18 protein-coding genes are annotated in these 26,182 nt (G+C 73.5%); 10 read left to right on the forward strand and 8 right to left on the reverse strand.

The window, feature by feature from the left end; genetic code table 11:
* The first annotated feature begins 267 nt into the window (after window positions 1-267).
* From ACIA5F_RS05870 to ACIA5F_RS05885, 4 genes are all read left to right on the forward strand, one after another.
* Window positions 268-3,120 (forward strand): FHA domain-containing protein, encoded by a 2,853-nt coding sequence (locus ACIA5F_RS05870; RefSeq protein ID WP_399349515.1) that lies wholly within the window; start codon window positions 268-270, stop codon window positions 3,118-3,120.
* Between the two features lie 139 nt (window positions 3,121-3,259).
* Window positions 3,260-4,621 carry an ABC transporter substrate-binding protein gene (locus ACIA5F_RS05875; protein WP_399349517.1) on the forward strand — a complete coding sequence of 454 codons (1,362 nt, stop codon included), beginning with the start codon at window positions 3,260-3,262 and terminating at the stop codon, window positions 4,619-4,621.
* Window positions 4,622-4,625: 4 nt separating this feature from the next.
* On the forward strand, window positions 4,626-6,011 hold the full coding sequence (locus tag ACIA5F_RS05880; protein ID WP_399349519.1) for a carbohydrate ABC transporter permease: 1,386 nt from the start codon (window positions 4,626-4,628) through the stop codon (window positions 6,009-6,011).
* A complete protein-coding gene (locus ACIA5F_RS05885) occupies window positions 6,008-6,865 on the forward strand; it encodes a carbohydrate ABC transporter permease (RefSeq protein WP_399349522.1) in 858 nt (285 codons plus the stop codon). The genes ACIA5F_RS05880 and ACIA5F_RS05885 overlap by 4 nt, the downstream gene beginning before the upstream one ends.
* A gap of 67 nt (window positions 6,866-6,932) precedes the next feature.
* Here ACIA5F_RS05885 and ACIA5F_RS05890 read toward each other — a convergent pair whose 3' ends face one another.
* Window positions 6,933-7,580: a TetR/AcrR family transcriptional regulator gene (locus tag ACIA5F_RS05890; protein WP_399349524.1), complete on the reverse strand. Its 648-nt coding sequence runs from the start codon at window positions 7,578-7,580 to the stop codon at window positions 6,933-6,935.
* A 172-nt stretch (window positions 7,581-7,752) separates the two neighbouring features.
* On the opposite strand from ACIA5F_RS05890, the gene ACIA5F_RS05895 reads away from it, so the two are divergent.
* A complete protein-coding gene (locus tag ACIA5F_RS05895; RefSeq protein WP_399349526.1) occupies window positions 7,753-8,655 on the forward strand; it encodes an ABC transporter permease in 903 nt (300 codons plus the stop codon).
* Between the two features lie 85 nt (window positions 8,656-8,740).
* Complete coding sequence (locus tag ACIA5F_RS05900) at window positions 8,741-9,508, forward strand: ABC transporter ATP-binding protein (protein ID WP_399349607.1); 768 nt, start codon at window positions 8,741-8,743, stop codon at window positions 9,506-9,508.
* A gap of 342 nt (window positions 9,509-9,850) precedes the next feature.
* Here the strand turns inward: ACIA5F_RS05900 and ACIA5F_RS05905 are convergent, their stop codons facing one another.
* From ACIA5F_RS05905 to ACIA5F_RS05915, 3 genes are all read right to left on the reverse strand, one after another.
* Window positions 9,851-14,875: an NAD-glutamate dehydrogenase gene (locus ACIA5F_RS05905; protein ID WP_399349528.1), complete on the reverse strand. Its 5,025-nt coding sequence runs from the start codon at window positions 14,873-14,875 to the stop codon at window positions 9,851-9,853.
* Window positions 14,876-15,372: 497 nt separating this feature from the next.
* Window positions 15,373-16,062: an HAD family hydrolase gene (locus ACIA5F_RS05910; RefSeq protein WP_399349530.1), complete on the reverse strand. Its 690-nt coding sequence runs from the start codon at window positions 16,060-16,062 to the stop codon at window positions 15,373-15,375.
* Window positions 16,059-16,559, reverse strand: coding sequence for a DUF6912 family protein (locus tag ACIA5F_RS05915; RefSeq protein WP_399349532.1), 501 nt, complete (start codon window positions 16,557-16,559; stop codon window positions 16,059-16,061). The genes ACIA5F_RS05910 and ACIA5F_RS05915 overlap by 4 nt, the downstream gene beginning before the upstream one ends.
* A gap of 364 nt (window positions 16,560-16,923) precedes the next feature.
* Between ACIA5F_RS05915 and ACIA5F_RS05920 the strand changes: the two genes are divergently transcribed.
* Both ACIA5F_RS05920 and ACIA5F_RS05925 read left to right on the forward strand, forming a co-directional pair.
* Window positions 16,924-17,445, forward strand: a complete 522-nt coding sequence (locus ACIA5F_RS05920) for an Rv3235 family protein (RefSeq protein WP_399349534.1) — start codon at window positions 16,924-16,926, stop codon at window positions 17,443-17,445.
* A 97-nt stretch (window positions 17,446-17,542) separates the two neighbouring features.
* Window positions 17,543-18,022, forward strand: coding sequence for a hypothetical protein (locus tag ACIA5F_RS05925; protein ID WP_399349536.1), 480 nt, complete (start codon window positions 17,543-17,545; stop codon window positions 18,020-18,022).
* Window positions 18,023-18,267: 245 nt separating this feature from the next.
* Here ACIA5F_RS05925 and secA read toward each other — a convergent pair whose 3' ends face one another.
* Window positions 18,268-21,057 (reverse strand): preprotein translocase subunit SecA, encoded by a 2,790-nt coding sequence (gene secA / locus ACIA5F_RS05930; protein ID WP_399349538.1) that lies wholly within the window; start codon window positions 21,055-21,057, stop codon window positions 18,268-18,270.
* 261 nt (window positions 21,058-21,318) lie between these two features.
* Between secA and ACIA5F_RS05935 the strand changes: the two genes are divergently transcribed.
* Together ACIA5F_RS05935 and ACIA5F_RS05940 are read left to right on the forward strand one after the other, a co-directional pair.
* The gene (locus ACIA5F_RS05935; RefSeq protein WP_399349540.1) at window positions 21,319-21,954 is read left to right on the forward strand and encodes a GNAT family N-acetyltransferase; all 636 of its coding nucleotides are present in this window, start codon (window positions 21,319-21,321) and stop codon (window positions 21,952-21,954) included.
* Window positions 21,935-23,173 carry a winged helix-turn-helix domain-containing protein gene (locus ACIA5F_RS05940; RefSeq protein WP_399349542.1) on the forward strand — a complete coding sequence of 413 codons (1,239 nt, stop codon included), beginning with the start codon at window positions 21,935-21,937 and terminating at the stop codon, window positions 23,171-23,173. The genes ACIA5F_RS05935 and ACIA5F_RS05940 overlap by 20 nt, the downstream gene beginning before the upstream one ends.
* 122 nt (window positions 23,174-23,295) lie before the next feature.
* On the opposite strand, the gene ACIA5F_RS05945 is transcribed toward ACIA5F_RS05940, so the two are convergent.
* The 3 genes from ACIA5F_RS05945 to ACIA5F_RS05955 all read right to left on the reverse strand — a co-directional run bounded on the left by ACIA5F_RS05945 (window position 23,296) and on the right by ACIA5F_RS05955 (window position 26,098).
* Entirely contained in the window at window positions 23,296-24,060 is a 765-nt protein-coding gene (locus ACIA5F_RS05945) for a response regulator (RefSeq protein WP_399349544.1), read from the reverse strand.
* Window positions 24,061-24,258: 198 nt separating this feature from the next.
* On the reverse strand, window positions 24,259-24,954 hold the full coding sequence (hpf, locus tag ACIA5F_RS05950; RefSeq protein ID WP_399349609.1) for a ribosome hibernation-promoting factor, HPF/YfiA family: 696 nt from the start codon (window positions 24,952-24,954) through the stop codon (window positions 24,259-24,261).
* Between the two features lie 394 nt (window positions 24,955-25,348).
* Window positions 25,349-26,098 (reverse strand): ComF family protein, encoded by a 750-nt coding sequence (locus ACIA5F_RS05955; RefSeq protein ID WP_399349546.1) that lies wholly within the window; start codon window positions 26,096-26,098, stop codon window positions 25,349-25,351.
* Window positions 26,099-26,182: the final 84 nt, after the last annotated feature.

Below are 26,182 nucleotides of genomic sequence, written 5' to 3' on the forward strand. Positions count from 1 at the left end.
TTTCCCCGGCCCGCTGTCCGAATCCGGACGGGGTGGTGGTGGAGCCATGACCAATCAAGATCATTTATCGGCGGAAGCCGGGCGTGTTGTGCGCGACAGGTGCGAGGATGCACCCGTACGGAACGGCCGGGACGGGAGCCCGCCGTCCGGCAGACCTGACCGGACGACGCGTCCGTGCCGGGCGGGGGCCTACCGGGCGGGCATGTCCTGGGACTCCGCTGCCGGGCGCACACACCGCGCACCGCGCAGAAGGGACCGCTGACGGCGATGCAGATCCGGCTGACCGTCCTTGGGCCGCGCAGCGGCCAGACCGCGACCGCACCCCCGAGCGGTGACGTCCTCGTCACCGCTCCCGCCGGCACGGCACTGGCCGCGGTCGCCTCCGGGCTCGCGGCGGCCGTGGGCGGCCCCGACACCGGGGGCACGGTCGTGCTGTACGCCGGGGCGGAGCGGCTCGACCTCCAGCGGCGGGTGCTCGGCGAGCCGCCGCTGCTGGACGGCGCCGTGCTCTCCCTGCACGTGCCGGGACCGGGCGTGCTGCCCGAGGAGGGCCCCGGCACGGTCCAGCTGCACGTGGTGGCCGGACCCGACGCGGGCGGGGTCCACCTGCTGCACGGCGGGCAGGTCCGGGTGGGCCGGTCGGCCGACGCGGACGTCCCGCTGGACGACCCCGACGTCTCCCGCACGCACTGCGCGGTGACGGTGCTGCGCGACGGCCGGGTCGCCGTCGCCGACCTGGACTCCACCAACGGCACGACGCTGGACGGCGCCCCCGTGGGACCCCGGCCGGTCGAGCTGGAGCCGGGCGCGCTGCTGCGGGTCGGCGAGTCGACGCTCCGGCTGGCGGTGACGGGGACGGCCCCGCTGCCGCTCACCCCGGACCAGGAGGGCCACCTCGCCCTCCCGTACGCCGCGCCCGCCGACCGCCCGGTGCCCGCCGCCCCGGCGGACGCCGCCCCGCCGGAGCCCGCGCCCGAGCCGGGACCCGAATCCGACGCCGCCGCCGCGGGCCGCCGCAAGGGGCTCGGCGCCTGGGCCCGCAAGTGGGTGCGCGGCGAGGACGAGTGGCAGGCCCCGCCGGAGCCCGGGGCCGTGGCCCCGGCCCTGCCCGACGCCGACGACCCCGCCGCCCTGCTGCTGGCCGCGCTGGGCCCCACCGGGCGGCTGTGGTCCCGCGGCCCCGGGCACCCCCGGGCGCTGGAGGTGGGGCTGGGGGCGGGCAGCCGGGTGCCGTTGCGTACGGCCGGTTCCCTCGGCATCGCCGGGCCCCGGGCCCGGCGGGCCGGTCTCGCCCGCTCGGTGGTCGCCCAGCTCGCCGGGCTGCACGCGCCGGGGCAGCTGGAGACCGTACTGATCTGCGCCGACCGGGCGCGGGGGCTCGCCGACCGCCGCCGCGACTGGGGCTGGCTGGGCTGGCTGCCCCACGTACGGCCCGCGCACGGCCAGGACTGCCGGCTGCTCCTGGCCTACGACCGCGACCAGGCCGCCGCCCGCACGGCCGAGCTGACCCGGCGCCTCGACGAGAGCCCGCTCGGCCCCCACTGGGCCGCCGCCTCTCCCGCGCGGGTCCGGCAGGTCGCGGACGCCTACGAGGGGCCGTACACCCTGCTGGTCCTCGACGGTGATCCCGGCTCCGGGACGCTCCGGGACGTCACCGGGCGGCTCGCCTCGCACGGCCCGGCCGCCGGTGTCCACGTCCTGGTCCTGGCCGAGGCCCCTTCCGCCACACCGGCCTCGCCGGTCACCGAGACGTACGAGGCCGCGTGCGCGGCCGTCCCCGCCTTCCGGGACTGCGGCGCGGTCGCCCTGCTCAGCGGGGACGTGGCCACGGCCGTGCGGTCCTTCGCCATCAGCGGCGGCAGACCGGTCACGCCCGGGGCCACCGCCACCGCCGACGGTGTCTCCGTGGCCTGGGCCGAGCGGTTCGCCCGCGCGCTGGCCCCGCTGCGCGCCGACCACGCCACCGCGCAGCCGCACCGCCCGGCCGCCGCCACGCTGCCCGCCACCGCCCGGCTCCTGGACGAGCTGGGGCTGGCCCGCGCCACCCCGGCCTCGCTGATGGCCCGCTGGGCCGCCGCGACCGACCAGGGGCAGGGCGTCGGGGGTCTGGCCGAGATCGTGCTGGGGAGCGGGCGGGGCGGGGCCGTCGGGGCGGAGCTGGTCCACGACGGCCCGCACCTGCTGATCGAGGGGCCCGCCGGGAGCGGGCGTACGGAGCTGCTGCGGTCCGTCGCCGCCTCCCTCTCCTCCGCCGCCCGGCCCGACCGGCTCGGGCTGGTCCTGCTGGACGGGGCGGGCGGCGAGCGCGGTGACGGGCTGCTGCCCTGCACCGAGCTGCCGCACGTCTCCGCCCATCTCGTGGCCTCCGACCCGCTGCGCATGCGGGAGTTCGCGCAGGCGCTGGGCGCGGAGCTCAAGCGCCGCTCCGAACTGCTCGACGCCGACGGGGGCCCGGCCTTCGCCGACTGGCACGCGCACCGCGAGGTCTCCGGCCGGATGGTCGCGCCCCGCAGGCCCTCGCCCGGCGAGCTGCGCGGTGACCTCGAACCGCAGCGCACGGGCACGCTCCGGCTGCGCGCCGCCGCCGTGCGCACCGATCCGGCCGGGCCCACGCCGCTGCCCCGGCTGGTGGTCCTGGTGGACGATTTCGACGCGCTGGTCGCGCCGGCCCTGGGCAGTACGGGCCGGCCCGCCGCCGGTTCGGTGGTCCGGGCGCTGGAGGCGGTGGCCCGCGAGGGCGCGCGGCTCGGCGTCCACCTGGTGGTGACCAGTGCCCGTCCGGAGCTGACGGCCGACACCGCCCCGGCGCGGCTGGCCACGCTCCGCGTCGAGCTGGACGCCGCCGACCGGCCGGGCCCCGGGCGCGGGGTGCTCCGGTACGCGGACGGCCGGGCGGTGCCGTTCCAGGGCGGCCGGGTGACCGGGCGGATTCCGCGCACCGCGACCTCGCGGCCGACCGTGGTCCCGGTGGAGTGGGAGCGGATGGGCGATCCTCCGGCCCGCCGGCCGGTCCGTGAGCTGGGCAACGGGCCGACCGACCTCGCGCTGCTGGCCAGCGCCCTCGACCGGGCCTCGCACCTGGTCTCGGCGATACCCGTGCTCTTCCCCCCGGCCCCGTGACGGCCGGGGCCGCCCGTCCGCCCGCACCCCGGCGCGCACGCCGACTCGTACCCCGACGCGGTATTGCGGGGGTGCGCGGCTCGGCGTAGACCTGTGGTGCGGGACACACCACGGGCACACGGGCATCGGGGGCAGAGCCATGCGCAGGCAGGGAACGAGCCGTACGGCACGCGGCTGGACGGCGCTCGCCGCCTGCGCCGCGCTCGCGCTGACCGGGTGCGGGGGCGGGGGTGGTGAGGGCGGTCCGCCCGCCGGTGACGGGACCTCCGCGGGGCCCGGGGTGGCGCTGCCCCGGCTGGACGGCGAGACGCTGTCGGTCGCGGCCGTGTGGACGGGGCCGGAGCAGGAGAACTTCACCAAGGTGCTGAAGGAGTTCGAGAGGCGGACGGGCGCCACCGTCACCTTCGTCCCGGCGCAGGACCCGATCGTCACCTTCCTCGGCACGAAGATCGCGGGCGGTCAGCCGCCGGACGTGGCGCTGCTGCCGCAGGTCGGGGCGCTGGTGGCGGCGGTGCGCAGCGGCTGGGTGCAGCCGGTGGGGCCGCAGGCCCTGGCCCAGCTCGACAAGAACTACTCGGCGGGCTGGAAGACGCTGGGCGCGGTCGACGGCACCCAGTACGGCGTGTACTACAAGGCCGCCAACAAGTCGCTGATCTGGTACAACGCGAAGGCGTTCGAGGCGGCGGGCGTCCACCCCCCGAAGACGTGGAAGGAGTTGCTGGAGGTGGCGGACACCCTGTCCGCCTCCGGCACCGCGCCGTTCTCGGTGGCGGGCGCGGACGGCTGGACCCTCACCGACTGGTTCGAGAACGTCTACCTCTCCCAGGCGGGCCCGGAGAAGTACGACCAGCTGGCCCGGCACCAGATCAAGTGGACGGACGAGAGCGTCGGCCGGGCGCTGACCACGCTGGGCCAGTTGTTCGGGCGCAAGGACTTCCTGGCGGGCGGCGCGAGCGGGGCGCTGGACACCGAGTTCCCCCAGTCGGTGACGCAGACCTTCACGGGCGGCGACCGGCCGGCGGCGGCGATGGTCTTCGAGGGCGACTTCGTGGCGGTGAACATCGCGCAGACCGAGGCGAAGGTGGGCACGGACGCGCTGGTCTTCCCGTTCCCGGCGGTCGGGGAGAAGGCCCCGGTGGTGTCGGGCGGTGACGTGGCCGTCGCGTTGCGGCCCTCGCCGGGCGCGCAGGCGCTGCTGACCTTCCTGGCCTCGCCGGACGCGGCGCGGATCCAGGCCCGCGAGGGCGGTTTCGTCTCCCCGAACAAGGCGGTCGACCCGGCCGCCTACCCGAACGAGATCCAGCGTTCCATCGCGAAGGCGCTGATCGCGGCGGGCGACGGCTTCCGCTTCGACATGTCGGACCAGGCTCCGGCGGCGTTCGGCGGGACCCCGGGCGCGGGTGAGTGGAAGGGGCTCCAGGACTTCCTGGCCAACCCCTCCGACGTGGCGGGTGTCCAGGCCCGGCTGGAGGCGGACGCCGCCAAGGCGTACGGGAACTGACCCGGTGACGACCACGGCCACGTCCGGTCCGGCCACGCCCCCGGCGGGGCCCGGCCGGGCCCCGCGCCCGGTCCGGGGCTCCGGCGCGCGCCCGGGTTCCCGTTCCGCCGAGGCCAGGCGGCGGCGCCTGATCGCGGCGGCCTTCCTCCTGCCGGCCCTCGTCCTGCTCGGGGCGCTCGTCGTGCACCCGATCGGCTACTCGCTCTACCGCAGCCTCTTCGACCGCTCCGGCGACACCTTCGTGGGCGGGGACAACTACGCCGAGATCCTGCGCGACGACACGATCCGCACCGCCCTGCGGAACACGGCGGTGTGGGTGGTGCTGGCCCCGGTCACGGCCACCGCGCTCGGCCTGATCTTCGCGGTGCTGACCGAACGGGTGCGCTGGGGGACGGCGTTCAAGCTGCTGGTGTTCATGCCGATGGCGATCTCGATGCTGGCGGCGGGCATCATCTTCCGGCTCGTCTACGACCACGATCCGGGGCGGGGCGTCGCCAATGCCGTCTGGGTCGGCGTCCATGACACCTTCGTGTCCGCCTCGGCCTTCCCGGGGGCCCGGCCGGGCCGTGACTCGCCGCTGGTCCCGGACGCGGACGGCGCCTTCGTGACCCGGGACCCGGTGCGGGCGGGCACGGCGGTGCTGCTGCCGCTGGTCGGTGTGGCCCCGGAGGCGCTGCCGCGCGGCACCCGTACGGCGGGGGCGGCGGCGGCCGGACCCGGGGAGGTCACCGGGACGGTCTGGCAGGACTTCACCCGGGGCGGGGGCGGGCGGACCAACGCGATCGACCCCACCGAGTCGGCCTTCGCGGGGATGCGGGTCGAGGCGGTCCGGGGCGGGGCGGTGGTCGAGTCGGCGACGACCCGCGCGGACGGCACCTTCGTCCTGTCCGCGAAGGCCGACGGGGCCCTGCTGCGGCTGCCAGGGTCCAACTTCCGGGCCCCGTACGCGGGGGTGGAGTGGCTGGGGCCGACGCTGGTGACCCCGGCGATCATCGGGGCGTACGTATGGATGTGGGCCGGTTTCGCGATGGTGCTGATCGGGGCGGGGCTGGCGGCCGTGCCGAGGGAGCTGCTGGAGGCGGCGCGGGTGGACGGGGCGAACGAGTGGCAGGTCTTCCGCCGGATCACGGTGCCGCTGCTGGCCCCCGTCCTGGCGGTCGTCCTCGTCACCCTCGTCATCAACGTCATGAAGATCTTCGACCTGGTCTACGTGATCGCGCCGGGCGCGGTGCAGGACGACGCGAACGTCCTCGCGCTCCAGCTGTACCGAACCTCCTTCGGGACCGACGCCGATCCGGGGCTGGGCAGTGCCATCGCGGTGCTGCTGCTGGCGCTGGTGGTCCCGGTCATGCTCTACAACATCCGCCGGATGCGCCGGGAGGCCCGATGAGCTCTTCCACGGTCACCGCCAGGCTGGCCGCGCGGGCGGCGGGCGGGGCGGTGCGGGTCTTCCTGGTCCTGGCGGGCCTGTTCTGGCTGCTGCCCACCCTCGGCCTGCTGGTCTCCTCCTTCCTCTCGCCCACCGCGCTGAACAGCGGCGGCTGGTGGCAGGTGCTGACGGCGCCGTCACGGCTGACGGCCGGGAACTACGCGCGGCTGCTGGCCGACGACGCGATCACCGGTTCGCTGCTGAGCACGGCGCTGATCGCGGTCCCGGCGACGCTGCTCGTCCTGGTGCTGGGTTCGTTCGCGGGGTACGCCTTCGCCTGGCTGGAGTTCCCGGGCCGGGACGTGCTCTTCCTGGTCGTCGTCGGGCTGCTGGTCGTCCCGGTGCAGGTGGCGCTGATCCCGGTCTCCGAACTCTTCGGCGCGGTCGGGCTGTTCGAGACCACGGCCGGGGTGGTGCTGTTCCACACCGCCTTCGGGCTGCCCTTCGCCGTGTTCCTGCTGCGGAACTTCTTCGCACAGATCCCGCGCGAGCTGCTGGAGGCGGCCCGCCTCGACGGGGCGGGCGAGCTGCGGCTGTTCGCGCGGGTGGTGCTGCCGCTGGGCGGTCCGGCCATCGCCTCGCTGGGCATCTTCCAGTTCCTGTGGGTGTGGAACGACATGCTGGTGGCGCTCGTCTTCGCGGATTCGGCGCATCCGCCGGTCACGGTCGCGCTCCAGCAGCAGGTGCGGCAGTTCGGGAACAACATCGACGTGCTGGCGCCGGGCGCGTTCCTGTCGATGGTGGTGCCGCTCGTCGTCTTCTTCGCGTTCCAGCGGCAGTTCGCGACGGGGGTGATGGCCGGGGCGGTCAAGTGAGCGGGGGCCCCACGGCCGGCCCCGGGGCCGCCGGGCCTCGGGGCCCCGAGGCCTCGGGGCCGGCCGGTCAGCCGGTGGCGGTGAGTCCGGCCACCACCGAGCGGGCCAGCTCGTCCAGGTAGTCGCGCGGGACCTCGCCCCGGACCACCACCTGCCGCCAGTACAGCGGCCCGATGGCCAGGTCCAGGGCGCGCCCCGGGTCGGTGGCGGCCGGCAGCTCGCCGCGGGCGACCGCCTCCGAGACGATGCCCTCGGCCATCCGCCGCTCGCCGCCCCGCAGCGCGCCCCGCACGGCGTCGGCGATCTCGGGGTTGCGCGCGGCCTCCACCAGCAGGTCGGGGATGACCGCGGAGGCCACCGGGTGGCGCAGCACGTGTGACATGACCTCCAGCAGCGCCCGGACGTCCCCGTAGAGCGATCCGGTGGACGGCACCGGCAGGCCGTCCGCGGCGAAGAGTTCCACCAGGTCCAGCACCAGGTGGAGCTTGGACTTCCACCGCCGGTAGACGGCGGTCTTCCCGACCCCCGCCCGGCGGGCGACGCCCTCGATCGACATGCGCGAGAAGCCGACGGCCGCCAGCTCCTCCACCACCGCCGCCCGGATCGCCTCCGTCACGTCCTCGCGCAGGACGGCGGCCCCGGCGGGGGCGCGGCGGGCGGGGACGTCAGGGGCGGCGGAGGCGATCCGGGCGGCGGCTGCGGGGTCCGTGGTCATGCCCCCGAGCATAACCGCGCGGGCCGACCCTGCAACGTGACGACGATACGGTTGCGTTCCGACGCACCTCGCCCTACTCTCGCCGTAGCGACGATACGGCCCCGTCCCCTCGTGACCGGCGACGGAGCCCCCGTATCGCGGCGACGCCCCGACCCCGTCGAAAGCGGCCTCCGTGACCCCCGTGACCCCCGCACCCGTGACCGCCCCCGCGACCCCCGCGGAGCTGGCGGCCACCCACGGCCTCACCCTCAGCGGCGCCCGCCCCACCCTCCCGCGCTACCTCGCGCAGCTCTGGGGCCGCCGCCACTTCGTGGCCGCGTACGCGACCGCCCGCATGCACGCCACCTACAGCAACGCCCGGCTCGGACAGGTCTGGCACCTGGTGACCCCGCTGCTCAACGCGGCCGTCTACTACTTCATCTTCGGCATCGTGATGCACGCCAGCCACGGCGTGCCGGACTACCTGCCGTTCCTGATCACCGGCGTCTTCGTCTGGGACTTCATCGGCAGCTCCGTCAGCGCCGGCACCCGCGCCGTCCACAGCAACCTCGGCCTCGTCCGCGCCCTGCACTTCCCCCGCGCCAGCCTGCCCATCGCCGGCGTCGTCCAGCTCTTCCAGCAGCTGCTCGTCACCATGGCCGCCCTGGTCGTCCTGCTCCTCGCCTTCGGCCAGACCCCGGCCCCGTCCTGGTTCCTGACCGTGCCGACCCTCTTCCTGATGGCCGTCTTCTGCGCGGGCTGCGCCATGGTCATGGCACGCATCGGCAGCAAGAGCCCGGACGTCAGCCAGCTGATGCCGTTCGTCCTGCGCACCTGGATGTACTCCTCGGGCGTCATGTGGTCCATCGACCAGATGCTCAGGACGGACCACCTGCCGCACTGGGTGTCCCTGCTGCTCAAGACCAACCCCGCGGCCGTCTACATCGACCTGATGCGCTTCGCCCTGATCGACAGCTTCACGGCGGGTTCCCTCCCGCGCCACGTCTGGCCGCTCGCCATCGGCTGGGCCCTGCTCGCCGGAGTCGGCGGCTTCATCTACTTCTGGAAGGCAGAGGAGGAGTACGGCCGTGGCTGACACCGCTGCACCCACCCGGACGGCACCCACCCGGACGGCGCCGACGGCGCACCCCACCGGGCCCGGGACCCGCGTCCCGACCGTCATCGCCGACGGGGTCCACGTGACCTACACCGTCCACGGCCCCGGCGGCCGCAAGGGCGGCGCGACCGCCGCCCTCAGCCGGCTCTTCACCCGTGGCCCCGCCCCCGGCGTCCGCGAGGTGCACGCCGTCAAGGGCGTCAGCTTCACCGCGTACAAGGGCGAGGCGATCGGCCTCATCGGCTCCAACGGCTCGGGCAAGTCCACCCTGCTGGCCGCCGTCGCCGGTCTCCAGCCGGTGACCCGGGGCCGGATCTACTCCCACGGACAACCCTCCCTCCTCGGAGTGAACGCCGCCCTGATGAACGACCTGTCCGGCGAACGCAACGTCATCCTCGGCGGCCTCGCCATGGGCATGTCCCGGCGCCAGATCCACGAGCGCTACCAGGACATCGTGGACTTCTCCGGCATCGACGAGAGGGACGACTTCATCTCCCTTCCCATGCGGACGTACTCCTCCGGCATGGGCGCCCGCCTCCGCTTCTCCATCGCCGCCGCCAAGGACCACGACGTCCTGATGATCGACGAAGCCCTGGCCACCGGCGACGCCGCCTTCCAACGCCGCAGCCAGGCCCGGATCGCGGAACTCCGCGCCCACGCCGGCACCGTCCTCCTCGTCAGCCACACCCTCAGAACGGTCCGCGAAACCTGCGACCGGGCGATCTGGCTGGAAGCGGGCGAACTCCGCATGGACGGCCCCTCGGCCGAGGTCTGCGACGCGTACGAGTCTTTTTGTGGGGCTCGGTTCTCCTCCGGGGCGCTCGCAGCCTGACTCACCAGGCCGTACGTGCTCAGAAACCCTCGTACCTCGGGTTTCCTCCGCGCGCTCGACCGCGCCCCCAGACTCCGTCCGGGGGGGACCCCCGCCCAGGCGCGCCCCTTCGGCTCACTCGCCCGAAGGCCGGACGGGGGAACGGGTGGGAAACCCTCAGAACGGGCGGGGACGGCGCCTGTACGGGTACGGGGCCCTGCCCGCGGCCCGCGCCGGGGCGCGGAGCCGGGCACCAGGCACCGGGCACCGAGTGAGGTGGTGGCGGCCCGGGAGCGGGAAGGGGCGGTGCCCAGGACCGTTCAGGTCCTGGGCACCGCCCCTTACCGCTCGGCGAACGCCGGGTCAGCTCTGCGCGCGCAGCAGCGACCGCATCGTCCGCATGGCCACCGAGAGGTTCGCCAGGTCGAAGTCGTCCGAGCCCTGGATCTCCTCCAGGGTCGTCCGGGCCCGCCCGATGATCGCCGTGTTGCGGGCCTCCCACGCCGTGAACCGCTCCTCGGGCGTCGAGGCGCCGTTGCCCACCGCCAGCACGTCGGCGGTCAGCGCCGCCTGCGCCGAGAAGAGGTCCTCGCGGATGGAGGCGCGGGCCATGGACTGCCAGCGGTCGGCCCGCGGCAGGTCGATGATCCGGTCCATCAGCTGGGTGATCTTCAGCCGGTCACCGAGGTCGTAGTACACCTCGGCCACGGCCAGCGGATCGGTGTCCGTGCGGTCCGCGATCGCGACGATGTCCAGCGCCGGGAAGGCCGAGGAGAACCCGGCGACCTTGGCCGCCAGCTCCTGCGGCACGCCCTCGCCCGTCAGCTCGTCCAGGATCGACCGGTACCACTCCAGGTCGGCGCCGCGCACCAGCTTGGGCAGCTCGGACCAGACCCGCTCCACCCGCCCCGAGAAGAACGCGATGGTCTCGGTGATCTGGAGCGGCTGCGGCCGGTTGTTCAGCAGCCAGCGCGTACCGCGCTCGACCAGCCGCCGCGTGTGCAGCCGCAGCCGGGTCTGGACGTCGGCGGCGACCTTGTTGTCGAGCGCCTCGACGGCGTCCCACACCTCGGCCAGGCCGAAGATCTCGCGGGCCGCGAGCTGCGCCCGGACGATCTCCTCCAGCGCGGCCCCGGTCTCCTCCCGCAGCCGGTGCAGGAAGGTCGAACCGCCCGTGTTCACGGTGTCGTTGACCAGGAGCGTCGTGATGATCTCGCGGCGCAGCGCGTGCGCGTCGATCTGCTCCGGGAACTGCGTGCGCAGGGCCCGGGGGAAGTACGCGTACAGCAGGCGGCGCAGGTACGGGTCGTCCGGCAGCCCGGTCCGGATGAGCTCGTCCGCCACCGTGATCTTGGTGTAGGCGAACAGGACGGCCAGTTCCGGCTGGGTCAGGCCCTTGCCGCCGTTCAGCAGCTCGCGGATCTGCCGGTCGTTGGGCAGGAACTCCAGGGCCCGGTCCAGCAGCCCGTCCCGGCCCAGGCGGCGCATGAACCGCTGCTGGGCGTGGAGCAGGCTGGGGGCCTGGGAGGCGCCGTTGGCCAGGGCGGTGTTCTGCGCGTAGTTGTTGCGCAGCACCAGATGGCCGACCTCGTCGGTCATCTCGGCGAGGAGCCTGTTGCGCTGCTTGACGGTCATGTCGCCGTCCGCGACGACCGCGTTCAGCAGGATCTTGATGTTCACCTCGTGGTCCGAGGTGTCCACGCCCGCGCTGTTGTCGATGGCGTCGGTGTTGATCTTCCCGCCGTCGCCGCCCGCGCCGCTGCGGGCGAACTCGATCCGGCCCAGCTGGGTCAGGCCCAGGTTGCCGCCCTCGCCGATGACCTGGGCGCGGACCTCGGAGCCGTTGACGCGGATGGCGTCGTTGGCCTTGTCGCCGACGTCCGCGTGGGTCTCGGCCGTCGCCTTGACGTACGTGCCGATGCCGCCGTTCCACAGCAGGTCCACCGGGGACCGCAGGACGGCCTGCATCAGCTCGGCCGGGGTCATCTTGGTGACGCCCGCCTCGATCCCGAGGGCCGCGCGGACGTGCGCGTTGACCGGGATGGCCTTCGCGGTGCGCGGGTGGATTCCGCCGCCCGCGGAGAGCAGCGAGGTGTCGTAGTCGGCCCACGAGGAGCGCGGCAGCTCGAACAGGCGGCGGCGCTCGGCGTACGAGGTGGCCGCGTCCGGGTTCGGGTCGATGAAGATGTGCCGGTGGTCGAAGGCGGCGACCAGGCGGATGTGCTCGGAGAGCAGCATGCCGTTGCCGAAGACGTCGCCGGACATGTCGCCGACGCCGACCGTGGTGAAGTCCTCGGTCTGGGTGTCGTGGCCGAGTTCCCGGAAGTGCCGCTCGACGGACACCCAGGCGCCGCGGGCGGTGATGCCCATGCCCTTGTGGTCGTAGCCGGCCGAGCCGCCGGAGGCGAAGGCGTCGCCCAGCCAGAACCCGTAGGACTCGGCGACCGCGTTGGCGATGTCGGAGAAGGTCGCGGTGCCCTTGTCGGCGGCGACGACGAGATAGGTGTCGTCCTCGTCGTGCCGGACCACGCCCTTGGGGGGCACGACCTCGCCGCCGACCATGTTGTCGGTGATGTCGAGGAGCGCCGAGATGAAGATCTTGTACGAGGCGATGCCCTCGGCGAGCCACGCGTCGCGGTCCACCGACGGGTCGGGCAGGTTCTTGGCGACGAAGCCGCCCTTGGCACCGACCGGCACGATGACGGTGTTCTTGACCATCTGCGCCTTGACCAGGCCGAGGATCTCCGTACGGAAGTCCTCGCGCCGGTCCGACCAGCGCAGGCCGCCGCGGGCGACCTTGCCGAAGCGCAGGTGGACGCCCTCGACGCGCGGGGAGTAGACCCAGATCTCGAAGGCGGGGCGCGGCGCGGGCAGGTCCGGGATGGCCTGCGGGTCGAACTTCATCGCCACGTACGCGTGCTGCTCGCCCGCGTCGTCCAGCTGGAAGAAGCTGGTGCGCAGGGTGGCCTTGATGAGGGTGAGGAAGGCGCGCAGGATGCGGTCCTCGTCGAGCGAGGCGACCTGGTCCAGGGCCCCGTCCAGCTCCTCCAGCATGGCGTCGACCAGCTCGGTGCCGGCGGTCTGGCGGGCCGGGGACATCCGGGCCTCGAAGAGGGAGACCAGCAGCCGGGTGGTGTGGACGTTGTCGCGGAGGGTGTCCTCCATGTAGTCCTGGCTGAAGGTGGACCCGGCCTGGCGCAGGTACTTGGCGTAGGCGCGCAGCACCACGGCCTGGCGCCAGGTCAGCCCGGCGCTCAGGACCAGCGTGTTGAAGTTGTCGTTCTCCGCGTCGCCCTGCCAGACGGCGGCGAAGGCGTCCTGGAACCGCTCGCGGGCGTCGTCGCCGAGGTAGCTGTCGGCGCCGTTGCCGACGAGGGAGGCGGGCATCCGCAGACCGAAGTCGTAGATCCAGGCGCTGACCCGGTCCGAGCGGCGCAGCTCGTAGGGTCGCTCGTCGGTGACCTCGACGCCCAGGCGCTGGAGGACCGGGAGCACGGCGGAGAGCGAGACCTGCTCGCCGGTGCGGTAGATCTTGAACCGGCGCTCGCCGGGGCCCGCGCCGACCGGCTCGTACAGCGAGAGCGCGAAGGCGCGGTCGCTGGAGGAGAGCCGTTCCAGGTGGCCGAGGTCGGCGACGGCGGCGCGCGGCGAGTGGTCGGCCTTGTACCCCTCGGGGAAGGAGCTGCCGTAGCGGCGCAGCAGCTCGGCGGCGCGCTCCTCGCCGAGTTCGGCGGTCAGGGCCTCGGCGAAGCCGTCGGCCCAGGAGCGGGCGGCGTCGACGAGACGGCCCTCGATGCGCTCGACGTCGGCGTCGGTGAGGACGGGCAGCTCGGTGCCCTGCGGGACGCGGACGACGAAGTGGATGCGGGAGAGGATCGATTCGGTGTTCCAGGCGGTGAAGTCGACGCTGATGCCGTCGAGCTCCTCCTTCAGGATGTCGATCAGCCGCAGCCGCACGCCCGTGGTGTAGCGGTCGCGCGGCAGGTAGACCAGGGCCGAGTAGTAGCGCCCGTACTCGTCCTGGCGCAGGTACAGCCGCAGCCGGCGGCGTTCCTGGAGGTACAGGACGGAGGTGACGATGGCCTGGAGCTGGTCGACCGGGGTCTGGAACAGCTCGTCGCGCGGGTAGGTCTCCAGGATCTGGATCAGGTCGCGGCCGTCGTGGCTGTTGGGCGAGAAGCCCGCGCCGTCCAGGACCTCGACCACCTTGCGGCGGATGACGGGGACGCGGCGCACGGACTCGGTGTACGCGGCGGAGGAGAAGAGGCCGAGGAAGCGGCGCTCGCCGACGACGTTGCCGGCGGCGTCGAACTTCTTCACGCCGATGTAGTCGAGGTAGGAGGGCCGGTGCACGGTGGAGCGGCTGTTGGCCTTGGTCAGCACCAGCAGGCGGTGCTCGCGGGCCTTGGCGCGGGCGTCGGCCGGCAGCCGGTTGAAGGACGGCGAGACCGGGTGGCCGTCCTCCTTGTCGTGGTGCGGCGGGTCGGAGCGCAGGATGCCGAGGCCGGTGCCGGGCACGGCGCTGAGGGAGTCGCCGTCCATGAGGTCGTACTCGCGGTAGCCGAGGAAGGTGAAGTGGTCGTCGGCGAGCCAGCGCAGCAGCTCACGGGCCTCTTCGAGCTCGTACTCGCGCAGGTCGGGCGCGGTCGGCTCGCCCGGCAGCGCGTCGGCGACGCGCAGCGCGGCGTCGCGCATCTTCTCCCAGTCCTCGACGGACTCGCGGACGTCGGACAGGACGCGCAGCAGGTCGCCGGTGATCTGCTTGAGGTCGGCGCGGTCGGTCTCGCGGTCGATCTCGACGTGGATCCAGGACTCCACGAGGGAGTCGTGGGGGCGCGCGGTGCGGGGGCCGTGCACGTTCAGCGTCCCGGAGGGACTCGACGTGGGGTGGCGGTCGGGCGACGGGTGGGCGCAGTCGGCGCCGAGGATCTCGATCAGCTTGCCGGTGAGGTCACGGCGGACGACGACCTGCGGGTGGATCACGACGTGGATGCCGCGGCCCTGCCGGGACAGCTCGTTGGTGACGGAGTCCACGAGGAAGGGCATGTCGTCGGTGACGACCTCGACGACGGAGTGGCTGGAGGTCCAGCCGTTCTCCTCGACGGTCGGGGTGTGCACGCGCACGTTGGCGGTGCCCTGCGGCCGGTTCTCGGCGAGCCGGTAGTGCGAGAGCGCCGCACCGAACACGTCGACCGGGTCCCGGTCCGTGAGGTCCTCGGGGGCGGTGTGCAGGTAGTAGCGCTGGAGGTAGGCGAGTACCGCGTCCTGGTCAGGACGGTCTCCCCGGTCGGACCCAGTCGGAAGTAGCCCCCCGGCCGGGCTGTTCTCAGCTACCCGGGCCGCCCGTGCGAGCAGCTCGGCCTTTGCTTCGTCCAGCTTGGTCTGCATGTCCTCTGGCTCCTGTCGCGCGCCATTGCGTGACGTAGATGAAGGAAGGAATGACATAGCGCCGCGAGGCGGGGTGTCCGTTCGGGATCGACGCTATGTCGTCGAGAGAGCCGACCGGGAGGGAATCAGCCATGATCGGCGAGAGGTCCCGGCGGCGGGGATCAGCGAGGGCCCGGGCACGTTCGTGCGCCGGGCGCGGGGCGGGGGCTTCGGTGCCCCCGGTCGATATCGCGCTGATCACGGGTACAAGGCTATCTCCCCGCACCCCCGGCCCGTCATGAGCTGTATGTGTACAAATCCAGGGGGGGAACTTTGACACTCTGGACAGCGACGCGGGAGCACTTCCGTGCCTGGAGTGCACCAGTGGTGCTCCTGTGACCGCGCGGACGGTCCGAGAGCGCTCTCCTCAGCCCCGCAGCCCTCCGTCCCGGCCCGCCCCCGGTCCGGCCCCCGCAGACCGCGAGCCCACGGGCCCGCGAGCCCGCACGGCCCGCACGCTACGCGGACAGCTCGCGGGCCGTCCGCACGGCCTCCGCCAGGCTGTCCACGACGGGCACACCGGCTGATTCCAGACTGCTGCGGCTGTGCGAACCGCCGGTGTAGAGGACGGCGCGGGCGCCGACGTGCGCGGCGGCCAGGGCGTCGTCCACGGCGTCCCCGATGAGCACCGTACCGGCGGCCGTCACGCCCGTCCCGTCCAGGGCGGCCAGGTGGCGCACGAGGTGCCCCGCCTTGGTGGTGTGCGAGGGCCCGGTGCGGCCGTCGACGCGCAGGAAGTGCCCGTCGATGCCGTGGGCCCGTACGAGCGGGACGAGGTTCTCGTGGGGCGCGAGGGAGAGCAGGGACTGGGTGCGCCCGGCCCGCTGCCAGCCCCGGAGCAGCTCCCGGGCCCCTTCGGCGAGCCCGGCGTCCCCGGCGGCGGCCCCGTAGTGCCGGTGGAAGACGGCGTCCATGAGGAGCCACTCCTCCTCGGTGGGCAGCCGCCCCATGATCCGCTCGTAGAACCTCGGCACCGGGACGACGTACAGCTCGCGGTAGGTGGCCAGGGTGATCGGCGGGAAGCCCAGCTCGGCGAAGGAGGCGTTGGTCGCGGTGATGACGGCGTCGGTGTCGTGCAGCAGCGTCCCGTTCCAGTCCCAGACTATGTGGGTGACCGCGGGAGCGGTGGCCGTGGCCGTGCCGGTCATTTCAGCAGGCCCGGGATCTCCTGGACGCCGAACCACAGCAGCTCGTGGTCCTCGGCGGCGTCGACGGTGCGCCCGGCCCCCTCGTCACCGCCGTCGGCGGCCGGCAGGGCCCGCGCGGCGGCGGCCACGTCGGCCTCGGCGTCGTCGGCGTCGAGGTGGACGGCGGCGGCCACGGCGAGCCGCACGGCGTCGGCCAGGGCGACCTGGCCGAGCGTGGCCTCGTCGAGCGCGGGGACGGCGGTGGCGGCCCGGTCGGCGACGTCCACGGCGACGACGACCCGCCTGCGGGGCGCGTCCGGGTCCTCGGCGAGGAGCCGCAGCGAGGCGGCGGCGGCCCGGCCCAGGGCCGCGTACTCCAGCTCCTCCAGGTCCTCCGAGACGTACCACTCGCGGAGCCCGGGGGTGACGGCGTACGCACGCAGCGGGGCGGGGCCCAGCTCGCCCGCCTGGTGCGCCGCGGCGAGCCCGGGGAGGGTCAGGGGGACGTACACGCGCATGGCCGGCTGCTTTCGGTAGTCGGAGACGCCCTCAGGATACGACCTCCCCCCGCCCGCGCCCCGGCCTCCCCGGCCGCCGTCACCTGGGCGGGGAGCAGCGGTCCGCGCCGCCCCGGACGGCCGGACCGCCCGTCCCCCTTCGGGCCGACGGCCCCGGTCCGGCCGCCGTCCACCCCCGTACGCGGACCCGTGCGGGCCGGGCCCCGCCGTGGCCCGCCGCGCACCCGGATAGGTGAAACGGTCCGCCACCGGGGCCGCGCCCCGGGGCCGGTTGCGGGGCGGGAGCGGCGGCCGTAGAAGATCCCCAACCACGTTACCGCCCGGTAGTACCACCCCGGGCCCGGCCCGTACGGGGGAACTCGCGATGGACACCACGACGCGCAGCGCGACCGGCGGCGAGGCGAACCGCTCCCGGCCCGGCTCCCCGGCCCGGAGCCGTCCCGCCGGACGGCGCGACCCCCGGCGCCCGGCGGCGGGCCCCCGCGGCCCCCAGCCCGGCCCCCGGTACCGCCCGGCGGCCGTGGCGCGGGCGGTCCGGCCCGGCCCGCACCACTGGTTCGCCGAACGGCTGCTGGCGGTGGTCACCGGCCACCGGCCCGTCCACTCGCTCCTGGGCCACACCGTCGGCCCGGCCTACCAGCAGCTGGTCACCCTGACCTCCACCGCCCCGCCGCCCCGCGCTCCGGGCCGGGCGGACCCCGGACGCGAGCGCCCGCGCCCGGCCGTCCACCGGTGCGGGCGCTTCACCCCGGGCCCGGGGGTGATCGAGGCGTTCGCCCGCATCACCACCGGCGACCGCGTCACGGCCATGGCCTTCCGCCTCGAACAGGGCCCGGACCTGCGCTGGCGCTGCGCGGCGGTCGAACTCCACGGCCCCCGCCCCTGAACCCCCTCCGCATCCCACGAAAGGACCAACTGGCCTCTGGTACGGGAGAGATGAAAAGAGGAAGGAGATTCGGGTGAGCTGCATTAGTGTCCCGGCCATGACAGCGATACGACAGACCGCGATACGACAGACCCTGACGACCCTCGCCGTGACCGGCGTCGTGCTGGCGGGTACGGCACTGCCCGCTTCCGCCACGGTGGCGCAGACACCCGAGGTGAAGGTGCTGTCCGCCACCGCCGACCCGAACACCTTCCACGTCGCCTACCGCTGCGCGCCCGGCTCCGGCGTGCGGGCCATCGAGCTCCACGCCGCGCTCCAGAGCGAGGGGCACGCGCACTACGTGCGCACCACCATCGACAAGTGGGACGCCCCCATTCCCGACCCCGGCAGCCCGGCAGCCGCCGTCCCGGCGTGCGACGGCACCTGGCAGGTCGCCAACGAAGTGATCACCGGCTTCCTGCCCGGGACCACCCCGTTCCACGCCGGGGACAGCGCCACCGTGCAGTGGAAGGTGTACGGGGGCGGCCTGAACCTGATCCTGGCCGAGGGCGAGCAGCCGGGCGTCGTCTTCGAATAACCGCCCGGCCGGCCACCCCCAGCCGCCCCTCCGCGGGGCCCGGTGGACCGACGCGGCGCCGCCCCGGCGACAGCGGCGGCGACAGCGGCGGCCCGCCCGGCCGGGGCGTCGAACGGCCGCCGGGGCCGGACACCGCGTACGGGAGCGTCCCGCCCACGGTGTCCGGCCCCGGCCGGTGGAACGTGCCCGGCAGGGCCCGGCGGGGCCGCCCCTCGCGGGACGGCCCTTCCGGGCCCTCGCCGGGCCTACTTCTTGCGGCGGCGTCCGCCGGACGCCTTCTGGGCCTTGCGGCGCTCGGCACGCGTCATGCCGTCCCCGTCGAGACCCGTGTCGTTGTCGAAGTCGCCCTCGACGATCCCGCCCTCACCGTCGACCGTCGGCGCGGAGAAGTGCAGCCGGTCCGGGCGCTGCGGCGCCTCCAGACCCTTCGCACGGATCTCCGGGCGCGACGGCTCCTTCGTCAGGGACGGCCCCGCGTCCTGCACCAGGACCTCCTCGACCTGCTGCTCGACCTGGACCTCCAGGTTGAACAGGTAGCCGACGGACTCCTCCTTGATGCCGTCCTGCATGGCGTTGAACATGTCGAAGCCCTCGCGCTGGTACTCGACCAGGGGGTCCTTCTGGGCCATCGCGCGCAGGCCGATGCCCTCCTGGAGGTAGTCCATCTCGTAGAGGTGCTCACGCCACTTGCGGTCCAGCACCGAGAGGACCACGCGCCGCTCCAGCTCGCGCATGATCTCGGAGCCGAGGCTCTTCTCGCGCTCCGCGTACTGCTCGTGGATGTCGTCCTTGACGGACTCCGCGATGAACTCGGCGGTGATCCCGGCGCGGTCGCCCGCCGCCTCCTCCAGCTCCTCGATGGTGGCCTTCACCGGGTAGAGCTGCTTGAAGGCGCCCCACAGGCGCTCCAGGTCCCACTCCTCGGCGAAGCCCTCGACCGTCTCGGCCGCGATGTACGCGTCGATCGTGTCGTCCATCATGTGGCGGACCTGGTCCTGGAGGTCCTCGCCCTGCAGGACGCGGCGGCGCTCGCGGTAGATGACCTCACGCTGGTTGTTGAGGACCTCGTCGTACTTCAGGACGTTCTTGCGCGTCTCGAAGTTCTGGGTCTCGACCTGCGACTGTGCCGACGCGATGGCGCGCGTCACCATCTTGTTCTCGATCGGGACGTCGTCCGGGACGTTCGCCATCGCCATGACGCGCTCGACCATCTGCGCCTTGAACAGACGCATCAGGTCGTCGCCCAGCGACAGGTAGAAACGGGACTCGCCCGGGTCGCCCTGACGGCCGCTGCGGCCACGGAGCTGGTTGTCGATGCGCCGCGACTCGTGGCGCTCGGTGCCCAGCACGTACAGCCCGCCGAGGTCCTTGACCTCCTCGAACTCGGCCTTCACCGCCGCCTCGGCCCTGGTGAGCGCCTCGGGCAGGGCGTGCGCCCACTCCTCGATGTGCTCCTCCGGGTCCAGGCCGCGCTGGCGCAGCTCGGCCTCGGCGAGGTCGTCGGGGTTGCCGCCGAGCTTGATGTCGGTACCGCGGCCGGCCATGTTCGTCGCGACCGTGACGGCGCCCCGGCGGCCGGCCTGGGCGACGATCGTCGCCTCACGGTCGTGCTGCTTGGCGTTGAGGACCTCGTGCGGGATGCCGCGCTTGGAGAGCTGCTGGGAGAGGTACTCGGACTTCTCGACCGACGTCGTACCGACGAGGATCGGCTGGCCCTTCTCGTGCTTCTCCGCGATGTCGTCCACGACGGCGGCGAACTTGGCGACCTCGGTCCGGTAGATCAGGTCGGCCTGGTCCATGCGGACCATGTCGCGGTTGGTCGGGATCGGGACGACACCGAGCTTGTAGATCTGGTGGAACTCGGCGGCCTCGGTCATGGCCGTACCGGTCATGCCCGACAGCTTCGAGTAGAGGCGGAAGAAGTTCTGGAGGGTGATCGTGGCGAGGGTCTGGTTCTCGTCCTTGATGTCCACCCCTTCCTTCGCCTCGATCGCCTGGTGCATGCCCTCGTTGTAGCGGCGGCCGGCGAGGATACGGCCGGTGTGCTCGTCGACGATCATGACTTCGCCGTCGATGACGACGTAGTCCTTGTCCTTCTTGAACAGTTCCTTCGCCTTGATGGCGTTGTTCAGGTAGCCGACGAGCGGGGTGTTCACCGACTCGTAGAGGTTCTCGATGCCGAGCCAGTCCTCGACCTTGGCGACACCGGCCTCGTGGATGCCGACGGTGCGCTTCTTCTCGTCGACCTCGTAGTCGCCGGTCTCCTCGATGCCCTTGAGCGGCTGGCCGGGCTCGCCCTTGGTCAGGCGGGTGACCAGCTTGGCGAAGTCGGCGTACCACTTGGTGGCCTGGTCGGCCGGGCCGGAGATGATCAGCGGGGTGCGGGCCTCGTCGACGAGGATCGAGTCGACCTCGTCGACCACGGCGAAGTTGTGGCCGCGCTGGACCAGCTCGTCCTGCGACCACGCCATGTTGTCGCGCAGGTAGTCGAAGCCGAACTCGTTGTTCGTCCCGTACGTGATGTCGCAGCTGTACTGCGCGCGGCGCTGCGCGGGCGACATGTTCGCCAGGATGCAGCCGACCTCCAGGCCGAGGAACTTGTGCACCCGGCCCATCAGCTCGGAGTCGCGCTCGGCGAGGTAGTCGTTCACCGTGATCAGGTGGACGCCCTTGCCGGACAGCGCGTTCAGGTAGGTGGGCAGCGTGCCGACGAGGGTCTTGCCCTCACCGGTCTTCATCTCGGCCACGTAACCGAGGTGCAGGGCCGCGCCACCCATGATCTGGACGTCGTAGTGCCGCTGGCCGAGGACCCGCTTGGCGGCCTCGCGCGTGGTCGCGAAGGCTTCGGGAAGCAGATCGTCCAGGCTCTCGCCGTCCTGGAAACGCTGCTTGTACTCGTCCGTGAGCGCGCGCAACTCGGCGTCGGAGAGGTTGACGAAGTCCTCTTCGATGGAGTTGACCTGGTCCGCGATGCGGTGCAGTTTGCGCAGGATCTTGCCTTCGCCTGCACGCATGAGCTTGTTGAAGACGGACACCGAGGTTTGTCTCCTTGCCGGTCGGGCCTGGGCACTGTACGTACACGGGCACGGCAGGTGGGCCCCACCGCAACGGCCATCGTAAGCGAGGACGTGGCCGCGCCGGGAGGTCCGCCGTGTCCGCAGGGCGCGTGAGCCCTGAATGAGAACGTACGGGGGACCCCGGAGGTGCCGCGCTTCCCCGTGTTCTCTTCGGGAAAACCGGCGCCCCCGCGGGAAAAGGTGTACGCACCGTCCCCCGGCCGGTACCAGAATCCGTCCATGGAGCCCCTCACACTGACCACCGCCCGGCTCGTCCTGCGCCCGTTCGCCCCGGCCGACGCGGACGAGGTCCACGCGGCCGTCCAGGACCCCGGTATCCAGCGCTGGACGGCCGTCCCCTCCCCGTACACGCGCGAGCACGCCGCGTCCTTCGTGGGCCGCATCGCCCCGGACGGCTGGCGGGACGACACCGCCTACGCCTTCGCCGTCCGGCTCGCCCCGGGAACGAGGACGGGTACGGGTACGGACACCGGCGGCGGGGCGGGCGCGCTGGCCGGGGCCGCCGACCTGCACCGCCGGGGCGAGGGCCCGTGGGAGGTCGGCTACTGGACCGCCCCGGAGCACCGGGGCCGCGGCTACACGACCGAGGCCGTACGGGCCCTGGCCCACTGGGCCTTCACCGGGCTCGGCTCGGTCCGCCTGGAGTGGCGCGCCGAGGTCGGCAACACGGCCTCCCGCGCCGTCGCCGAGCGGGCCGGTTTCACCGTCGAGGGCGTCGAGCGGGCGAACCTGCCGGCCGGGGGCACCCTGCGGGACTGCTGGAGCGGCTCCCTGCTCTGCTCCGACCTGGGCCTCCCCCTCCCCCTGCCCTACCTCCCCGCCGACGCGGCCGGGAATGTCGGTGGCGGGTCCTAGGCTGCCGCCCATGAACAGCCTGCCGCCGCCGACCCTTTCCCTCTCCGCCGACGAGGCCCGCCGGATCGCCCTGCGCGCGCAGGGCCTCCTCGGGGCCCCCGACCGCCGCGGCGGGGTCCGCGGTGTCCTGCGTCACCTGGGCGCCGTCCAGCTCGACACCATCTCGGTCCTGGCCCGCTCCCACGAGCTGATCGCGTACGCCCGCCTCGGCGCGGTGGGCCGGGCCGCCGTGGAGCGGGCCTACTGGTCCACCGGCTCCGACGCCGCGCCCCCGCGACGGGCCGGCGCCTTCGAGTACTGGTCCCACGCGGCCTGCGTCCTGCCCATCGAGGAATGGCCGCATTTCGCCTTCCGCCGCCGGGCCCGGCGGGCCCGCGGCCACCGCTGGCACGTCCTCCAGGACAAGGACCGCTCCACGAAGGCGGTCCTGGAGCGCCTCGCCGCCGAGGGCCCGCTGACCTCGACCGAACTGGGCGGCGCCAAGAACGGCGGCGAGTGGTTCGAGTGGTCCGAGACCAAGATCGCGGTGGAGTGGCTGCTCGACATCGGCGAGGTGGTCTGCACCGAGCGGCGCGGCTGGAAGCGCGTCTACGACCTCCCGGAGCGGGCCGTCCCGCAGGCGCTGCTCCACGACGACCCGACGGACGCCGAGTGCCTGCGCCGCCTGGTCGCCCTGGCGGGCCGGAGCCTGGGCGTGGGCACCCGCGCCGACCTCGCGGACTACCACCGCCTCAAGGCCGACGAGGTCGACGCGGTGATCGGCGACTCGGGCCTGGTCCCCGTCACGGTCGAGGGCTGGGCCAAGCCCGCGTGGGCGGACCCGGCGGCCCTCGCGACCGCTCCCCGGGGCCGCCACCGCACCACGCTGCTCTCCCCGTTCGACTCCCTGGTCTGGGACCGCCCGCGCACGGAACGCGTCTTCGGCTTCACCCACCGCCTGGAGGCGTACGTCCCCAGGCCCCGGCGGATACACGGGTACTTCGCGATGCCGCTGCTGGCGGGAGGCCGGCTCCGGGGCCGGGTGGACCCGGCCCGTGAGGGGACCACCCTGGTGGCCCGCCAGCTCTCGCTGGAGACGCCCGGGGCCGCCCCCGCCATGGCCGAGGCCCTGTGGGAGGCCGCGCGGTGGGTGGGGTGCGAGGAGGTCCGCGTCGACCGCGCGTCGACCCCACGGGAGGCCGGAGCCGTCACGGCCGAACTCGCCGCGCTCCACCCGTAGCGCCCCGCCCCGCCTGCCCGGGCGGGGCAGGCAGACAATCAGGCGGGGCGGGCTGGCAGCGACGGGTGCGGCCCACGACCGGCCGCTCCCGCCCGCCTGCCCGCGCACCCGCCCGCCCGCCGTCAGCGGATTTCGAGGATCTTCTCGCGCATCGCGTAGACCACGGCCTCCATCCTGGAGTGCAGCTGAAGCTTCTCCAGGATGTTGCGGACGTGGTTCTTCACCGTGTTCTCGGAGATGAACAGCTCCTTGGCGATGTCCCGGTTGTTCATCCCGGTGGCCACCAGCTTCAGGACCTCCAGCTCCCGGTCGGTCAGCCTGGGCGCCGGCACCAGCCGCCGTTCGTCGGTCCGCTGGATCATCGACTTGAACTCGGTCAGCAGCTTCGACGCCATCGACGGGCTGATCTGCGACTGCCCGTCCGCCACGGCCCGGATCGCCGTGGCCACCTCGTCCGTCGAGATCTCCTTCAGCAGGTACCCGGTCGCGCCCGCCTTGATCGCGTCGTAGAGGTCGGCCTCCTCGTCGCTGATCGTCAGCATGATGATCTTCGCGGAGGGTGCCACCTCCTTGATGGACGTGCACGCCTCGATCCCGCCGCGCCGGGGCATCCGGACGTCCATCAGCACGATGTCCGGCAGCAGGTCCGCCGCCTTGTCCACGGCCTCCGCGCCGTCCCCCGCCTCCCCGACGACCAGGATGTCCTCCTCCTGGGCGAGGACGATCTCCAGCCCCCGCCGGAAGAGCGCGTGGTCGTCGACGACCAGGACCCGGATGGGCTCCCTCGCGGGCTCCCCGGCAGCCGCCTCGGCGGGCTCCGCCACAGGGTCCTGCGTACGGCAGCCCGCACCGCCGTCACCGCGAACCGGCCCGAAGCTGTCCGCCATCGTTCCTCCCCCTGCGTGTGCTGAGCCGCTGAACCGCTGGGCCAACCCGGCGGACTCGGAAGCCGGTTGACTGCCCGCACATGATTCCATGCCCGCACGGCCCGACGTGTGGCCTTCGGCCGCCGTCTGGCGCATACACGCGCATACGCGCCACCGCCGCGGGCCGTCACAGCGGGCCGCGGCGGTGGCGCGGGGGCCTCAGCCGCCGAGGGCGCCGCCGGCGCCCGAGCCCGGCTCGTCCGAGCTGGAGGCACCGTCGGGGTTCAGGTGGATGATGCCGTAGTCGTAGGCGTGCCGCCGGTAGACGACGCTGGGCATCTTGCTGTCGGAGTCGACGAACAGGTAGAAGTCGTGGCCGACCAGCTCCATCTCGTACAGAGCCTGATCGAGCGACATGGGTGCGGCCGAGTGGGTCTTCTCGCGGACGATGAGCGGGCCTTCGCCCTGCACTTCCAGCGACCCGATCCGGACGGTCGGGATCGCGTCCGCCTTCTCCTCGGGGACCGGCTCGCCGTTCCCGTTCAGGTACGCCGCGTCCGGGACGACGTCGGCGACCTCGGCCGCCGAGAGCCGGCCGCTGCCACGGCGGGTGTAACGCTTGTCGTGCTGCTTGCGCAGCCGGGCCTCCAGCTTGTCCTGGGCCAGGTCCAGCGCCGCGTACGGGTCTGCGGCGGCGGCCTCGGCACGGATCACCGGTCCCCGCGAACGCAGGGTGATCTCCACGCGGTCGGAACGGTCGGCCTGGCGCGGGTTGTGTTCCTTGGACACCTCGACGTCCAAGCTGATCACCTTGGCGTCGAGCTTCTGAATCCGCTCCGGATTCAGCTTCTCCGCCACGTGCTTGCGGAACCGGTCGGGCACCTCGGTCTTACGGCCCTTGACGACGATGTCCACGCAGAACTCCGTTCCCGGATGGCTCCGCCACATGGAGCGGAGCGTCTCCCTTTCGCACCAGACTCCGGTGAACACCGGAGCCTCGGACTTGGCGACTTTCACCTCCTCCTCCCCCATCGGCAAGATCTACACCCCACCGACTTCGGAGTCGGGAGACAGCCTCCTGACACGAAGATTTCCGAAACATGCGATCCGATGCGTGGGGCCAGGGTTCGCCAGTTCCTCACAACCGAACATAGCTCTCCGAACCGGTTGTCGGCACCCGCTACCGGACCGTACCTCCGTCCATTTGGCCGTTCCCTCTTACTACCTGCAACGATGCGCCTTCCCCGGCAGTTCCAGATCTCTTCAGAACTTTCCCGACCCGGTCGCCCCGGTCACCCCGTCCGCTCCGTCACGGCTCCCCGCCGGACCCCGGCGACGGGCCCCGGCGGACGAAGGAATCCGCCGGTGCGGCCACCACCGCGGCCCGCTCCACGACCCCCCGGCCCCCGGGGACCAGACCTGCGGCGCGCACCGCACGGGCCGCCTCCGCCAGCGTGGCTCCGGTGGTGATCAGGTCGTCCACGAGCACGATCCGGGCCCCGGCCGTCAGCCGCGCCCCGTCCCGGCACACCCCCAGCGCCCCGGAGAGGTTCTCCCGGCGCTCCCGCGCCCCCAGCCCCACCTGGTCCGCCACCGCCCGCCGCAGCCGCAGTACGGGCGCCACGCGCGCGGGGACACCGGCCCGCCGCAGCCGCGCCGCGCCCGCCAGGGCGATCCGGCGCGCCGGATCGTGCCCGCGCGCCCGGACCCGCCACCGCGCCGAGGGCACCGGGACCAGGGCCACCTCCTCCCCCGCCCGCCCCACCCCGCTCCCCCCTGCCCGGACCGCCGCCGCCAGGGCCGCGCCGAGCACCCCGGCGAGCGGGAGTGCCCCGCGCTCCTTGTGGGCCAGCACGACGGCCCGTACGGCCTCCTCGTACCGGGCCGCGGCGTGCACCACCGGGAGCCCCTCGGGCCATGCCGAAGGCCGGACCCGCCCCGCCCCGGCCCCGCTCAGCGCCGACCCGCAGCCCGCGCACAGCAGTACCCCGACCGCCCCGCAGCCGGCGCAGTCGACCGGCAGGACCAGCCCGGCGAGCTCCCGCCACCACCCCCGCATGGCCCCACTCTCCCCGGCCGGCGCCGCCCCCGCGACCCCTGTGGACAACCCGCCGGCGCGGCCCCGTACCGCCCGCACCGCCCT

Source organism: Streptomyces sp. NPDC051567, assembly GCF_044454165.1.
Taxonomy (GTDB): domain Bacteria; phylum Actinomycetota; class Actinomycetes; order Streptomycetales; family Streptomycetaceae; genus Streptomyces.

Excerpts from the sequence above, each read along its gene's own strand:
- ACIA5F_RS05870 (WP_399349515.1), top strand. The coding sequence starts at position 268 with ATGCAGATCCGGCTGACCGTCCTTGGGCCGCGCAGCGGCCAGACCGCG.
- ACIA5F_RS05875 (WP_399349517.1), top strand. The coding sequence starts at position 3,260 with ATGCGCAGGCAGGGAACGAGCCGTACGGCACGCGGCTGGACGGCGCTC.
- ACIA5F_RS05885 (WP_399349522.1), top strand. The coding sequence starts at position 6,008 with ATGAGCTCTTCCACGGTCACCGCCAGGCTGGCCGCGCGGGCGGCGGGC.
- ACIA5F_RS05890 (WP_399349524.1), bottom strand. The coding sequence starts at position 7,580 with ATGACCACGGACCCCGCAGCCGCCGCCCGGATCGCCTCCGCCGCCCCT.
- ACIA5F_RS05905 (WP_399349528.1), bottom strand. The coding sequence starts at position 14,875 with ATGCAGACCAAGCTGGACGAAGCAAAGGCCGAGCTGCTCGCACGGGCG.
- ACIA5F_RS05910 (WP_399349530.1), bottom strand. The coding sequence starts at position 16,062 with ATGACCGGCACGGCCACGGCCACCGCTCCCGCGGTCACCCACATAGTC.
- ACIA5F_RS05915 (WP_399349532.1), bottom strand. The coding sequence starts at position 16,559 with ATGCGCGTGTACGTCCCCCTGACCCTCCCCGGGCTCGCCGCGGCGCAC.
- ACIA5F_RS05920 (WP_399349534.1), top strand. The coding sequence starts at position 16,924 with ATGGACACCACGACGCGCAGCGCGACCGGCGGCGAGGCGAACCGCTCC.
- ACIA5F_RS05925 (WP_399349536.1), top strand. The coding sequence starts at position 17,543 with ATGACAGCGATACGACAGACCGCGATACGACAGACCCTGACGACCCTC.
- ACIA5F_RS05935 (WP_399349540.1), top strand. The coding sequence starts at position 21,319 with ATGGAGCCCCTCACACTGACCACCGCCCGGCTCGTCCTGCGCCCGTTC.
- ACIA5F_RS05940 (WP_399349542.1), top strand. The coding sequence starts at position 21,935 with ATGTCGGTGGCGGGTCCTAGGCTGCCGCCCATGAACAGCCTGCCGCCG.
- ACIA5F_RS05945 (WP_399349544.1), bottom strand. The coding sequence starts at position 24,060 with ATGGCGGACAGCTTCGGGCCGGTTCGCGGTGACGGCGGTGCGGGCTGC.
- ACIA5F_RS05955 (WP_399349546.1), bottom strand. The coding sequence starts at position 26,098 with ATGCGGGGGTGGTGGCGGGAGCTCGCCGGGCTGGTCCTGCCGGTCGAC.